The 12496-nt window shown below is 74.3% G+C and carries 11 protein-coding genes; all 11 read right to left on the bottom strand.

Features of this window, described 5'->3' with window-relative positions:
* Nucleotides 1-407: 407 nt before the first annotated feature.
* A complete protein-coding gene (locus ABT354_RS37070; RefSeq protein WP_351502288.1) occupies nt 408-2459 on the bottom strand; it encodes a putative baseplate assembly protein in 2052 nt (683 codons plus the stop codon).
* Entirely contained in the window at nt 2456-4396 is a 1941-nt protein-coding gene (locus ABT354_RS37065) for a putative baseplate assembly protein (protein ID WP_351502286.1), read from the bottom strand. The genes ABT354_RS37070 and ABT354_RS37065 overlap by 4 nt, the downstream gene beginning before the upstream one ends.
* The gene (locus tag ABT354_RS37060; protein WP_351502284.1) at nt 4393-4827 is read right to left on the bottom strand and encodes a GPW/gp25 family protein; all 435 of its coding nucleotides are present in this window, start codon (nt 4825-4827) and stop codon (nt 4393-4395) included. The genes ABT354_RS37065 and ABT354_RS37060 overlap by 4 nt, the downstream gene beginning before the upstream one ends.
* The gene (locus tag ABT354_RS37055; RefSeq protein ID WP_351502282.1) at nt 4824-5525 is read right to left on the bottom strand and encodes a phage baseplate assembly protein V; all 702 of its coding nucleotides are present in this window, start codon (nt 5523-5525) and stop codon (nt 4824-4826) included. The genes ABT354_RS37060 and ABT354_RS37055 overlap by 4 nt, the downstream gene beginning before the upstream one ends.
* Nucleotides 5522-6703, bottom strand: coding sequence for a phage late control D family protein (locus tag ABT354_RS37050; RefSeq protein ID WP_351502280.1), 1182 nt, complete (start codon nt 6701-6703; stop codon nt 5522-5524). Before ABT354_RS37050 ends, ABT354_RS37055 begins: the two co-directional genes overlap by 4 nt.
* 10 nt (nt 6704-6713) lie before the next feature.
* Nucleotides 6714-7385 (bottom strand): CIS tube protein, encoded by a 672-nt coding sequence (locus tag ABT354_RS37045; protein WP_351502278.1) that lies wholly within the window; start codon nt 7383-7385, stop codon nt 6714-6716.
* A complete protein-coding gene (locus tag ABT354_RS37040) occupies nt 7382-7576 on the bottom strand; it encodes a putative phage tail protein (protein ID WP_351502276.1) in 195 nt (64 codons plus the stop codon). The genes ABT354_RS37045 and ABT354_RS37040 overlap by 4 nt, the downstream gene beginning before the upstream one ends.
* Nucleotides 7577-7584: 8 nt before the next feature.
* Complete coding sequence (locus tag ABT354_RS37035; RefSeq protein WP_351502273.1) at nt 7585-8151, bottom strand: phage tail protein; 567 nt, start codon at nt 8149-8151, stop codon at nt 7585-7587.
* Nucleotides 8148-9641, bottom strand: a complete 1494-nt coding sequence (locus ABT354_RS37030) for a phage tail sheath subtilisin-like domain-containing protein (protein ID WP_351502271.1) — start codon at nt 9639-9641, stop codon at nt 8148-8150. The genes ABT354_RS37035 and ABT354_RS37030 overlap by 4 nt, the downstream gene beginning before the upstream one ends.
* Nucleotide 9642: 1 nt before the next feature.
* On the bottom strand, nt 9643-10098 hold the full coding sequence (locus ABT354_RS37025) for a phage tail protein (RefSeq protein ID WP_351502269.1): 456 nt from the start codon (nt 10096-10098) through the stop codon (nt 9643-9645).
* 125 nt (nt 10099-10223) lie between these two features.
* Nucleotides 10224-12488 (bottom strand): phage tail sheath family protein, encoded by a 2265-nt coding sequence (locus tag ABT354_RS37020; RefSeq protein WP_351502267.1) that lies wholly within the window; start codon nt 12486-12488, stop codon nt 10224-10226.
* Nucleotides 12489-12496: the final 8 nt, after the last annotated feature.

Genomic DNA, 12496 nt, shown 5'->3' with positions numbered 1-12496 from the left:
CACTCCCGCTCAAGGGAACGGCCTTCTCCCGGGCCTGCGGCGGCAACACCCACCCCTACGGGGAGGCATACGAGACCCTCGCGAGGATCGGGCCGCCCCGACCGCCCGGGCCGCCGGCCCGGGCGCCCCCGCACGGTTCCCTGCCCCCCGGCCGGCGGCGGGGCCCGGTGCGTCGGTGGGCGATGCGGTACGGGGTGCTGCCCCGCGCTCTCCGGTCCGCGCGGGGGCGGCGGGTCCCGGGGCCGGGCCGTGTGCGGCCGTGGGCCGGGCCGGGGATCCGGTACGGGCCCGGGTGGCCGGCGTGGGTGTGGGTGGTGGTGTCGTACGGGTCGCCATGCGGGGTCCTCGGGGATCGGCGGAGGGGGCCACGGGGGCCCGGAGCGGCGCGGGGGAAGGGGGCCTGGGGGTCATGGGCCGTCCCCCACCGGGATCAGCAGCGGGCGCTCCGGCCAGACCAGACGGTCCGGCCCGATCGCATGGTCCGCGCAGGCCGGCAGCCGCTCCCCGTCGACCGTGAAGGAGAGCCGGGAGACGGCGACCACCCCGTCGACCGTCAGCAGCCGCCGCACCAGCGGCGTATGCCGGAGCGGCGCGCCGAACGGCCAGCCCGCCCCGTTCTCCCCGCCGCGCAGCGGATGCAGCAGGGTCGTCACCGCGTCGGACGCCCGCCCCAGCACGGCCGAGCGGTCCAGATCCGGGTCGAGCGTCAGCCAGGCCTCGACCGTGACCCGCCGGTACGGGGCCGGGGCCGCGACCACCGTCACCCCGGCGGGTGCGGCGGTCCGGGTCAGGAAGTCCGCGACCGCCCGCAGCGTGGCGGCGGTCGGCACCGGCGGCCCTCCGGCCGGGTCCTCGTCGCCCGGCTCCGGCTCGGGCACCACCAGGACGCCGACCACCCCCGGGATCGCCGCCCCCGGGAAGCCGGGGTGCAGCCCCGGCACCCCCCGGGCGCGGGCCACCGCCGCACCCGGGGTGCGGGTGGCGAGCAGACCGTAGTCGGCGGGGGCCACCGCCCGGCCCCGGGCGCGCAGTTCGCCCACCCCGCGCAGGACCACCTCCGCGTCGGGCTCCGCGTCCGTGCCGCCCGACGCCGGGAAGGGATTGGTCACCCCGGTCACGAACGGCAGCGCCGTCACCACCGCGTTCACCGCGCCCGCCCGGACCGCCCCGGCCCGTCCGCCGCCCACCCGGTAGCGCACCGCGCGGACATTGCGGAAGCCCGGGGGAACGGCCGTGCCGTGCACCCCGTCCCCGAAGGTCACCTCACCCGTGGCGTGGTCCACGGCGAAGACCCGGTCGTCCGCCCCGTACCCGCCCAGGCTCTCCACCTCCCGCCAGCGGGTGGCCGGCGCCGTGGCGGTGCCGAACACATCGCCGCCGGTGTCGTCGTCGACCTCGATCACCAGCGACCCGGCGAGGATCGGGACCTGACTGAGCCGCATCACCCGCCGGGCCGCCCCGGTGGTGTCCCCCACCGGCTGGAGCGGTTCGTCCCGGACGGTACGGGCCGCGGTCGCCGCGACCGTGTTCAGCCGCAGCCCCGAGACCACCGGGGGCGGCCCCGTCAGGGAGCCGTGCGCGATCCGCAGCCGCAGCCAGCGCAGGGGCGCCTCCTGCCGCAGTCCGGCGGGGCCGCCCGGGGCCCAGGCGCGCGGCACCCGCAGCTCTACCGTCCCGCTCTCGCGCAGCCCGTCCGTACCGTCCCGGACCACGTCCGCGGGGACGAACCGGCCGCCGTCCAGGACCTCCCAGCGCAGCAGCGGCCCCGGCACCGGGGCCGGCGCGGTCCCCCCGGAGCGGGCGGGCGCGGGCGGTGCCGCGACCACCACCAGACCCAGCGAGAGCCGGGGGTACGGGGCCACCGGGCCCGTCAGCGCGATCCACAGACCGTCACCCGGCCCCGCGTCCGGGCCGAACGGGGCGAAGGGACGGCCCGGCCCGGCCGGTCCCAGCGGCAGCGGCTCCAGCCGCCCCGCCGTGGCCACCACCAGCGCCGCCACCGTCGCCGGGGTCGCGTACAGATCGTCGTCCGTCTCGTACACCACCTGCCCGTCCGGACCGGAGGCCGCCGCCTGGAAACCGGCGGGCACCAGCACGGAGGAACCGTCCGGCGGCACCACCGTGAACTCCAGCAGCGCGGTGGCGGCCCCGGCAGGGCCGCGCCGCACCCCCGCCGTCGCCAGATGCTCGGCGAGGATCTTCTCCGGCAGCCGGTTCACCCGGCTCAGCACCGGCTCCACCTGGGTGCCGAAGAGCCGCACCAGCGCCACCCCGGCGTCCTGGCGGTCCGGGTCGGTCCAGTCGGGGGTGTAGCCGGCGATCCGGCCGCGCACCTCCGAACGGACCGCCTCCCGGGTCGCGTCCACCAGCTCCGGCTGGACCCCGGTGGGCCCGGGGCCCGGCACCATCCGGCCCTCGGTGCGCGCCCCGCGCTCCCACCACACGCCGTCGTCGCTCATTCCAGCCCCTCCCCGCCGGTCACGGCCACCACACAGGTCCGCACCGACCGCGCCACCGGCAGCTCCGCCGGGCCGATGCGCACATCCCGGCAGTCCTCGTCCGGTGCGGCCCCGTCGAGCCCGATCGCCACCCCGGCGACCTCGGCGAGATCACCCAGGGCCCGCTGGGCGGCGCGCAGCAGACCCGACGGCCGCAGCGGCTCCCCGAACGGCCAGCCCTCCCCGTCGGCGCCCCCGGTCAGCGGGTCGAGATGGCGCCGCAGCGCCGCCGCGACCACCGCGGCCACCCGGGCCCGGTCGGCCGGGGCGCCCGCCAGATCCACCCGGAGCGCGACCTCGCGGTAGACCGGCGGGCGGACGAACACCTCCGAGGTGAGCAGCCGGGTCAGGGCCAGCCGGTCCGCCACCGCGCGGAGCGCGCCCGGATCCGGCAGCGGGGCGGCGATCTCGTCCGCCGGATCACCGCCGCGCGGCACCCGGGGCACGATCCGTACTGTCACCGCCCCCGGCACCGGGGTGCAGGGGAACCCCGGGTGCTCCCCGATGGCGGCATGGGCGCGGGCGACGGCGACCCCGGGCGTGGTCCGGGCCAGGGTGACGACATCCTCCGCGGTGACCGCGCGGGTCACCTCGCCCAGCGAACCGGCCACCCGCTGCCGTGCCCCGGTGACCGTCTCCGGGTCCGTACCGCCCACCGCCTGCACCGGGTTGGCGGCGGTCAGTTCCGGCCGGTCCGGTTCGGGGGCGGCGGGACGCCAGTTCCCGGTGAGCCCGCCATTGCCGTCCCGGCCGCCGCCGAGGGTGTAGGCGACCGTCACCTCGCCCCCCGGGCCCGGGACATGGCCCGTCAGCCCGTCGCCGAAGACCAGCGCGCCCGCCTCCCGGTCCACGACGAAGACCCGGTCCCCGCTGGCGCCGAAGGTGAAGTCCACGACGGGCCGCCAGGGTTTCCCGTCGAGGGTCAGCTCCGCCGTCAGCAGCCGCCCCGCCGCGTCCGGGAGCACCAGCCGCTGCCCCGGCAGCCGCAGCCAGGACCGGATCTGGCCGGCCAGCTCCTTCCCGGTCGCGGTCCGCCGCTCCCGGTGGCGGGCGGCCGACACATTCAGCTCCAGCCCCAGCAGCCGGGGCGGCGCGGCGAAGGTCGCCGCCCCCGTGGTGAGCAGCAGCCCCCGGTCGCGGGTGGTCCACTCCCGAGGGGGGTGGAGCCGGACCACCCCGGAGCGCCGCAGCCCGGCGGTACCGTCCTCGACCCGGTCGAAGGCGCCCGCCCGGTCCTCGCCGGGCCGGAACCACGACCAGGTCACCTCGGCGGGCGGCGGCACCCCGGGGACCGCCCCGGGCAGCCAGGAGGGCACACACGCCGCCGGGGTCTCCAGCTCGACCAGCAGGGTCAGCGGCCCCGGCGCCGGCAGATCCTTCACCAGCGGCAGGACGAAGCGGGCCCGCGCCGGACGCCCGTCCGCCGCCAGCAGCGCGACCGGGCGCCCGGACCGCAGATCCGCGGTGCGGTCCCGGTCCGTCTCGACCGCGACACCGGCCGAGGGGTCGAGGGGCACCACCGCCACCTCGTCGTCGAGGGCGAAGGCGATCCGCCCCAGCGGGTCCCGGGAGAACACCGTCCCCCGGGGCACCACCGGGATCTCCCCCTCGGGCCCCTCGGTGGCCAGCCGCAGCACCGTCGCCGCCGGCCGCGCGGGCTCGGGGCCCCCGGTGCCCAGCAGCCGCAGGATCGCCACCACCAGCGCGTCCGGCACCTGGTCCAGCCAGTAGAGCCGCTGCTCCAGCAGATAGGCGAACAGCTCAAGGAGGGTCATCCCGGGGTCGACGGGCGCGTGCAGCGTCCAGCGGCCGTCCGACTCGGCCGGGATCCGCCGCCGTACCGCGGCCATCATCTCGGCCCAGGTGAGATCGTCCAGGTCCGGCGGGGGCACGGTCATGGCGTACTCCCCAGCAGGCCCGCGTAGTACGGGAAGACCAGATTCGCCTTGGTGTTGCTGCGCCGGATCCGGTACTCCACCGTGACGGTGACCCGGGTGGCGTCGGCGGGATCGGCCTCCGCGCGCACCGACTCCAGCTCCACCCGGGGCTCATGGTCCCGTACCGCCCGCGCGATCGAGTCCTCCAGATCCCGCAGGCTCTGCACACTGCCCGGCGCGAACACCGACTCCTGGGCGCGGGTGCCCAGCGTGGGCCGCATCACCCGCTCACCGACCCCGGTCAGCAGCAGCGCCCGCAGACAGTGCTCGACGCTCTCGGCACCGGAGGCGTACCCCAGCCGTCCGGCCTCGTCGGGCAGGATCGGGAAGCGCCAGCCGGTCCCGAGGAACTCCCCGTCCCCGCCCGTCCCGTCCCTGCTGTCCCCGCTCATGCCGTCCTCGCCTTCTTCGCCAGGACGGCCGGGGTCAGCGGCACCACGGGCGGCCCGGTCGGCCCGGCGGCGGACGGATGGGTATGGGTGTTGAACGCGGTGAGCAGCGCGTTCCCCAGCACCAGCGGCTCGACCGCCCCGCCGCCCAGATCGATCGAGGGCGAGTCCACCGTCACCTTCGGCGCCTTCAGGGTGATGTCGCCCTGGGCCGAGACCGTCACACTGCCGCCCGGCGCCGCCGTGACCCGGATCGCCTTCCCGGCGTCGTCCAGCTCCACCACATGCCCCGCCGCCGAGGTGATCCGTACCGCCGCCGCCGACGCGTCGTCGTCCAGCACCACCTCATGGCCGTGCCGGGTCCGGAACATCTTCTGGTCCCGGCCGCCGTCCCGGGCGGTCGGCGGCTTGTCCTGGCCGTTGTAGAGACCGCCCACCACGATGGGGAAGCGCATGTCCCCGTGGACGAAGGCGACCAGCACCTCGTCACCCTTCTCCGGGACCAGCACCGCGCCGTAGCCACCGCCCGCGTACGGCTGCGCCACCCGGCACCAGTCGGTGACCGTACTGCCGTCGAACCAGGGGAACGACAGTTTCACCCGGCCCTCGTCGTCCCCGTCGTTCTCCACCACCAGCGCCTCGACGACGCCGTAGTACCGCTTGTCCGTGGTCCGGGCGCGCGGTGCGGTCCTGCCTGTCACTGGTCCCCCTGATGGATGCGCCGGCCGGTGAACTGGGTGAAGAAGCCGCTGGTGTTGAGGGTGTGCTCGACCCGCTTGACGAAGTACGTGCCGGAGAAGCGCCGGCCGAGACCGAAGATCTCCACGTTGTCGCCGGGCCGCAGCTCCGGCAGGCCCGCCACCCGCCCGGTGGCGGTGATGAACTCGTACGCCCGCTCCCGCAGCAGACTGATCGCCAGCTCCCGGGCCTCCTGGTCGCTGGAGACCGGCGCGTCCACCACCACGTCCTGCCGGTTGCCCAGGGTGCTCGCCGCCGTCTGCGGACCGCTCTGCCCATCGGCCGAGTTCTGCCCCGCCGGAAGGTTCTCGGCGGTCGCGGTGAACGCGATCGGCTGCTTGGTACGCGGGTCCCAGCCCCGTACCGTCACCTTGCTGACCTGCTGGGAGACGGTCAGCGTCGGGGTGAAGTCCAGCAGGTTGGGGATCAGGTCCGGCGGCTGTCCGCTCGGCCCCGTGCTCAGCCCCGGCGCGTACGCCAGCCGGTACAGCCGGATCGGCCGCCCGTCCCGGCCGTCGGTCGGCCGGATGAAGTACAGCGTGTCCTCGCCCGACGACGGATCCGGCAGGAGGTAGCAGTCAAAGTCCAGCCGCTTGGCCCGCTCCATCAGGAAGCTCGCGTCGTCCTGGTTCTTCTGCACCACCCGCTCATGGACCGGACCCTCCCGGGTCACCTCGATCCGCAGCTGGTTGCGGCGGGCGATCTGCTCCGCGATCCGCCAGTCGGGCATGTTCCGGTAGATCTTGGGCTCGTTCTCCGCCGGCTTGCGGTCCTTCAGCCGCAGCAGCCCGTCCACCCCGCTCACCGCCACCGTCGGCGAGGCGCTGTCCGGGAACTTGGGGCTGAGGGTGCTGATGGTGCCCGTGGCGACGGTCAGCAGCCGGTCCGCGTACCCCAGCCGCACCGACACCCGCCCACCCAGCCGGAACTCCCGCGAATCGCTGTGCTTGAACTTCAGCTCCGCGTCGTCCCAGTTGTTGAGCGTCAGATCGAACCCCGACATCTCCTCCAGATCCCGGCTGACCTTGATGTCGATGATGTCGTTCTTGGTCGTCGGATCCACCTCCAGACCCTCGATCCGCACCTCGAACTCCGGCGCGTACCGGTCCGGCGGCGCGTTCTGCGGTACGGGAGAACTCATCCCCGCCCCCTCACGGCAGCCGGGGCACGGTCAGGACCCGCCCCGGACGCAGCTCGCGCGGATCACTGATGCCATTGGCCCGCGCCAGCTCACGCCAGGCGTCCGGCCTGCGGTACACCGCCGCCGAGATACTGCTCAGGGTGTCCCCCCGGCGTACCACATAGGTCTTCTCCACCGTCGGCGAGGACCGGGGCACCTCCGCCATCTGCACCGCCACCGTGCGGTACTCCTTGAGCGTCAGATCCAGCATCGCCCGCAGCGGCACCCCGTCCTGACGGAACATCTGGTAGTGGACATCCAGCTTCTCCACCACCCCGGTGAAAACCGCCTCGTCCCAGACGAACCGCACCACCGGCGGCGCGTGCTCCCGGCTGTCGGGCCGCAGCAGATTCCGCAGCGCGTCCACATAGGCCCGCCGGACGTTCTCCAGCGTGTCCGAGGTGTCCACCAGCGCCTGCACCGTCAGCGTCTCCGTACCGCCCCGGACGAACTGGAGCGGCGGGGTCTCCAGACCCGGAATGGTGATCTCCGCGAAGGTGTTGCTCTTGCTCAGCTTGTAATCGGTCGGATTGAACCGCAGCGGGATCCGCCGGCGCCGCTCGTCCGCGATCACCGGCCGCACGATCTCCAGCCGCGCCCGCGCGGCCCGCTGCCGGGCGAAGGACATCGGCGTGACACTCATGCCCCGCACTCCTTGTCCCCGAACCGGCGCTCGTCACGCGTGTGCAGACCCCGGGACGCCGCCGCCTCGTACAGCCGCGCCCATGCCTGGATGTGCTGGTTGAAGAGGCGGGTGAAGACCGCCCCGTCGTCGCCCTCCACCTGGAACCGGACCTCCAGATGGTGGATGGTCACCTTCGGCACTGCGCTCATCTCCCCGCTCATCTCCCGGCCCGTCCGCCGGGGCTCCGCCGTGCCACCGCCGTCACCGCACCCACCGCCGCCGAGGCCGCGTCCTGAAGGACCTTCGTCAGACCCTCGTGCGCGATCTCCAGCGACTCGATCGCCACCGCGTTCTGCTCCGCGTGCAGATCGGGCCCGCTCCACTTGGCGGCGAGCCCGCCGTGGAACGCCCAGGCCGCCGCCGGCACCCCGTCCGTGCCCAGCACGATCACCGCCCCGTCCCGGCGCGCCCCCAGCGAGTCCGAGAGACCTGCCTGGTACCACGCCCACAGACCGGGATCACGGACCACCCCCCGCTTGAGGACGATCCGGTTCCAGGTGTGCCGCAACGGCAGCTGATGCACCGAGTCGTTCCGGCCGCCCTCCGCGTAACTGGTCACCTCCAGCTGCGCCCCCATCCCGGTGACCTCCTGGAACGCCCCCGATGCCACCAGTGGCAGCAACAGCGCCTGCGGCCCGGGCAGATAGGCGTCCCCCGGGTCGAGCGTCACCAGGAAGCGGAACTTCGGGAGCGGGGTCAGCGGGGCCAATGGATCGGGTGTCATGCCTCGATCACCTCCAGACCGCGGTCCGCGCCGAGCACCAGACGCAGCCGGATGAACTCCATCGGGACGGCGGGAGCCACCTCCACCTCGCACACCGTGGTCGCCGGGTCCTGCCCCGGCGGATTGTTGCTGTCGTCGCACACCACCCGGAACGCCTGCTCGGGACGGTCCCCGGCGAGCGCCCCCGCACGGAACGCCGCCAGCAGCACCGAGGTCAGCGAACGCACCAGGGTGAGCCGCAGCTCCGGCGAGTTCACCTCGAACACCAGCGGGTCGGCCACCCGGCGGATCGCCCGCACCAGCAGATGCAGCAGCCGCCGGTGGGCGACATGGCGCACCCGGGGCACCGGCGAGAGGGTCCGGCCGCCCCAGACGGTCAGCCCCCGCCCCCGGGTGCACCGCAGCAGATCGATCCCCGCGTCCATCAGCCGCACCTGCTGCGCGGGCGGGAAGGCCACCGCCAGGTCCACCGCCTCCAGGATCACCGCGTTCGCGGGGGTGTGGTGCGCCCCGCGCTCCGCGTCCAGCCGGGCGATCACCCCCAGCACATGCCCCGAGGCGGGAACGGTCCGCGCGCCCGTCCCCTCCGGTACCAGCAGCGGCGGATGGTAGACCGCGGCCGTCGTCGCGGCGGTGTCGTCGCCCGGCGCGGTCAGCGACCCCGCGAAGGCCACCGCCTTGTCCACCGACGCCAGCCCCGGGGGCACATCCAGCACCACCAGCCGGTCAAGGAGCGGCCGTACGGTCTCCAGCACCCCGCGTACCGTCTCCTCGTGGTCGGGTCCGGTCAGATCGGTCCCCAGATCCGGCAGGGCCACCAGCGCCGGCTCCGGCAGCTCCGCCTGACGGACCATCGCCGTGTGATAGTCGGCCCGGCCGGGCGGCGCGTCCTCCCCGCCGGCCAGGGTCAGCTCCCAGGAGCGGGTGATCGGCCCCGGCCCGCGCGGCGGCGGCGCGGGCCCGTCGGCGACCAGCCGGATCAGCCGGGACCCGGCGACCCCCGCCACCAGAGCGTCCGGCGCGAGCCCCGGAAAGCTCTCCGGCGGCTCCCCGGGCACCGTCACCCGCACATCCACCTCCGGCCGCCCGGCGAGCGTGCTCGACCGGTACCGCACCGTCAGCCGCCCCCCGTTCGCCCAGGACCCGGGGCTGGTGGCCACCACCTCGTACCGCGTGGCGCCGAACCCCCCGGCCTCCCCGACGCTCCAGCCGGTCCGGGCCGTGGCACCCTCCCCGGCGACCCGCAGCAGCCAGGCCGTGCGACCCCCGTTCTCGAAGAAGCCCCGGACCGCGTACGGGCTCGCCGACCCGCCGTCCGGGGCCCCGAAGGCGCCCAGGACGTCCCGCCAGCTCTCCACCCGCACCGGTGTCCCCACCGGGCCCCGGCGGAAGCGGCCCAGGAACGCCGCCACATCGGTGCGCAGCGGTTCTTCGTCCGAACCGCGCGGCTCGAACGTCAGGGATACGCCGGGAAGCGCCTCGGTCGCCATGTCAGGCGTCGATCTCCAGCTTCTCGACCGCCAGGACCAGGGTCTCCATGGCGATCTCGTTCTTGGTGGCGTTCAGCGACGGGCCGGTGTACTTGGTCGGCCAGGCGCGGTCGAAGTTCCAGCGCATCGACTCCTGGCGGTTCTCGTCCAGCAGCACGATCGAACCGGAGGTCCGCCGCACCTTCCCGTTCAACGCCTCGACCACCCAGTTCCAGAAGCCGACATGGCCGGTGATCCCGCGCTTGAAGGTGAGGTTGGTGTACTTCTTCAGGCCCGGGATCTTGCGGACGGTGATGTCCTCGCTCCCATTGCGGTACTCGATCACCGGAATCTCCAGTTCGAGCCCGCTGGCCTCGGTGAAGGAGCCGCTCACCGCGACCCCGTCGTCACTGACATTGGTCACGATGATCTGGAAGTTATAGGACGCATAGGGATCGTCCCTGGTCACAGGGGGCATGCTGGCTCTCCTCGGCTATCTGGGGCCGTCCGGTGGTGTCCGGTGCCGGGTCCGTCCGTATCGGCTGGGTCCGTATCGGCTGGGTCCGGGCGGGGCCGCGTCGGGGTCCGTCGCGGCCCGGCCGGTCAGGCGATCTCCGTCTCGCGGGTCTGCTGCTGGATCCGGAAGATCACGAACTCCGCCGGATAGACCGGCGCGACACCGATGACACAGATGAGCCGGCCATTGGCCAGATCGTCCTCGGTCATGGTGGTGCGGTCACAGGCGACGAAGAACGCCTCGTCGGCGGTGGTCCCGGCGAGCGCGCCGCTGCGCCACACCGTGGTCAGGAAGTTGGCCACCGTCTGCCGGACCAGGGCCCACAGCGCCTCGTCATTGGGCTCGAACACCACCCACTGGGTGCCCTCGTCGATCGACTCCTCCAGATAGAGGAAGAGCCGCCGCACATTGATGTACTTCCACGAGCTGTCCGACGACAGGGTGCGCGCGCCCCACACCCGGTGGCCCAGACCGGGGAAGAAGCGCAGCGCGTTGATCCCCTTCGGATTGAGCAGATCCTGATGGCGCCGGGTCACGTCCTGGGCGATGCCGTCGGTCGCCCGGATCCCCCGGATCACCGTATTGGCCGGGGCCTTGTGCACCCCGCGCTCCACATCGACCCGGGCGTAGATCCCCGCGAGATGGCCCGACGGCGGCACCTCCACATCCCTGTTCGACGCCGGGTCCCGGGCCACCAGCCAGGGGTAGTACAGCGCCGCGTACCGGGTGTCGAACCGCTCCCGGAACGCCTGGATGCCCTCCAGGTCCAGACCGTCCTGCGGATCGAGCACCGCGAACCGGTCCTTCAGCAGCTCGCAGTGGGTCACCAGGGCCGACTCCACCGTCCCCGACCACACCCCCGGCACCGCGCACACCGACACCTCGTCGATGTCCTCCAGGGCCACGATGCCGGTACGCCGCCCGCTGCCGCCGTCGATGCCGGTGAAGTCGGCCACGCTCAGCCGCTCATGGGCGTCGTCGCCGCTCTCCAGCGTCAGCCAGGACCCGGTCAGCGGCAGCGGGAAGCGCGCCGGATCCGTCGACAGACCCGCCAGCGCCGTCGCCCGCACCAGCTGGGAGCGGGCGGCCAGCACCGCGGGCAGCCCGGTCTCGCCGTCCCCGGTCAGCCGCAGCCCGGTGAAGGTCTCCGTCACCGCCGCACCCGCCGGATCGGTGTACCGGGTGTCCACCTGGGCCTCGATCAGATGGAGCCGGTCGGTCTCCCAGTACGTCCCGGTCACCGGCGCGTCAAAGGTGACCACATCCGCGTCGACCGCGCTCACCCGGTGCACCGTCAGCCGGCTCCCGTCGTCGAGCTGGGTCACCGCACCCCGGTACAGCCGGCTCGCGCCGCCGATCCGCAGCGTCCGCCCGGCGCGCGGATTGCCCCGCCGCACCCGGCGCACCCCGAGCCCCGTCCGCCAGTCGGGATGCTCCGTCCCCGCCGGGAACGTCAGCCGGACCCGGCCGCCCGCCGGCTGGCTCACCCGGACCTGATACCGCCCGCCGTCGATCTGCACCCAGACATCGGTGGGCAGCTCATCGGGGTCGAGCCCGGCCACCGCCGCCACATCGACCGTCTCGCTGTCCGCCACCGCCTCCGCGACCAGCCGGCTCACGAACAGCGCGCCCTCCTGCGGGTCCGGCAGCACCGGCAGCGCCGCCGGGACCACCGGGGTCAGCCGCACCCGTACCGCGTCGCCCCAGGCCCCCGGGGAGATCGCGGCGAACCCCAGGGACGGCTCCCGGTCGCGCTCCCCGACCTGGACATAGTCCCCGCGCACCGTCCTGATCTCGGCGGGCAGCGGCGGCTCCACCTCGATCCGCCGGGCGGCCCGGTCGTAGGCGGTGACCCGGGCGCTGTGCACCTCCTGCCCGTCGTCCCCGCGCAGGATCCGGATCTGCTGGCCGACCCCGCCGAAGCCGACCAGATGCCCCAGCTCCACCCCGGTCGCGCCGCGCGCCGCGTCCGCCGCGACCGGGCTCACCAGACCGCTGCCCAACTCGCCCGAGGACGGCAGCGCCGCCGAACTGACGACCCGCTTGATGTACAGCCGCCGGCCGCCGTTGTCGAAGAAGCCCTTCACCGCCAGCGGGAAGAGCCACCAGCGGCCCCCCTCGGCGGGATCCTCCGCCCAGGCGTCCCGCACCGTGTCCGGCGGCTCCGGCAGAAAGCCGCCGAAGGTGTTCTGGAACTCCAGGAATGTCGTGATCAGCTTGGGTTTGCCGGTCGACGGGCCCCGCGCGGTCACCCCGACCATTCCGGCCGTACTGGTGCTCACCCCCGCGATCGGCCGCGGCCCGGCGTCGACCTCCTCGACATAGACCCCGGGGCTCAGATACTCCGCCATGACTGGCT

Source organism: Streptomyces sp. NPDC000594, assembly GCF_040299965.1.
Taxonomy (GTDB): domain Bacteria; phylum Actinomycetota; class Actinomycetes; order Streptomycetales; family Streptomycetaceae; genus Streptomyces.
The sequence above is the reverse complement of the archived record's forward strand: the minus strand, read 5'-3'. Positions and strand labels throughout refer to the sequence as shown.

Coding starts and splice junctions, on each gene's coding strand:
- ABT354_RS37070 (WP_351502288.1), bottom strand. CDS start 2,459: ATGAGCGACGACGGCGTGTGGTGGGAGCGCGGGGCGCGCACCGAGGGC.
- ABT354_RS37065 (WP_351502286.1), bottom strand. CDS start 4,396: ATGACCGTGCCCCCGCCGGACCTGGACGATCTCACCTGGGCCGAGATG.
- ABT354_RS37060 (WP_351502284.1), bottom strand. CDS start 4,827: ATGAGCGGGGACAGCAGGGACGGGACGGGCGGGGACGGGGAGTTCCTC.
- ABT354_RS37050 (WP_351502280.1), bottom strand. CDS start 6,703: ATGAGTTCTCCCGTACCGCAGAACGCGCCGCCGGACCGGTACGCGCCG.
- ABT354_RS37045 (WP_351502278.1), bottom strand. CDS start 7,385: ATGAGTGTCACGCCGATGTCCTTCGCCCGGCAGCGGGCCGCGCGGGCG.
- ABT354_RS37040 (WP_351502276.1), bottom strand. CDS start 7,576: ATGAGCGCAGTGCCGAAGGTGACCATCCACCATCTGGAGGTCCGGTTC.
- ABT354_RS37035 (WP_351502273.1), bottom strand. CDS start 8,151: ATGACACCCGATCCATTGGCCCCGCTGACCCCGCTCCCGAAGTTCCGC.
- ABT354_RS37030 (WP_351502271.1), bottom strand. CDS start 9,641: ATGGCGACCGAGGCGCTTCCCGGCGTATCCCTGACGTTCGAGCCGCGC.
- ABT354_RS37025 (WP_351502269.1), bottom strand. CDS start 10,098: ATGCCCCCTGTGACCAGGGACGATCCCTATGCGTCCTATAACTTCCAG.
- ABT354_RS37020 (WP_351502267.1), bottom strand. CDS start 12,488: ATGGCGGAGTATCTGAGCCCCGGGGTCTATGTCGAGGAGGTCGACGCC.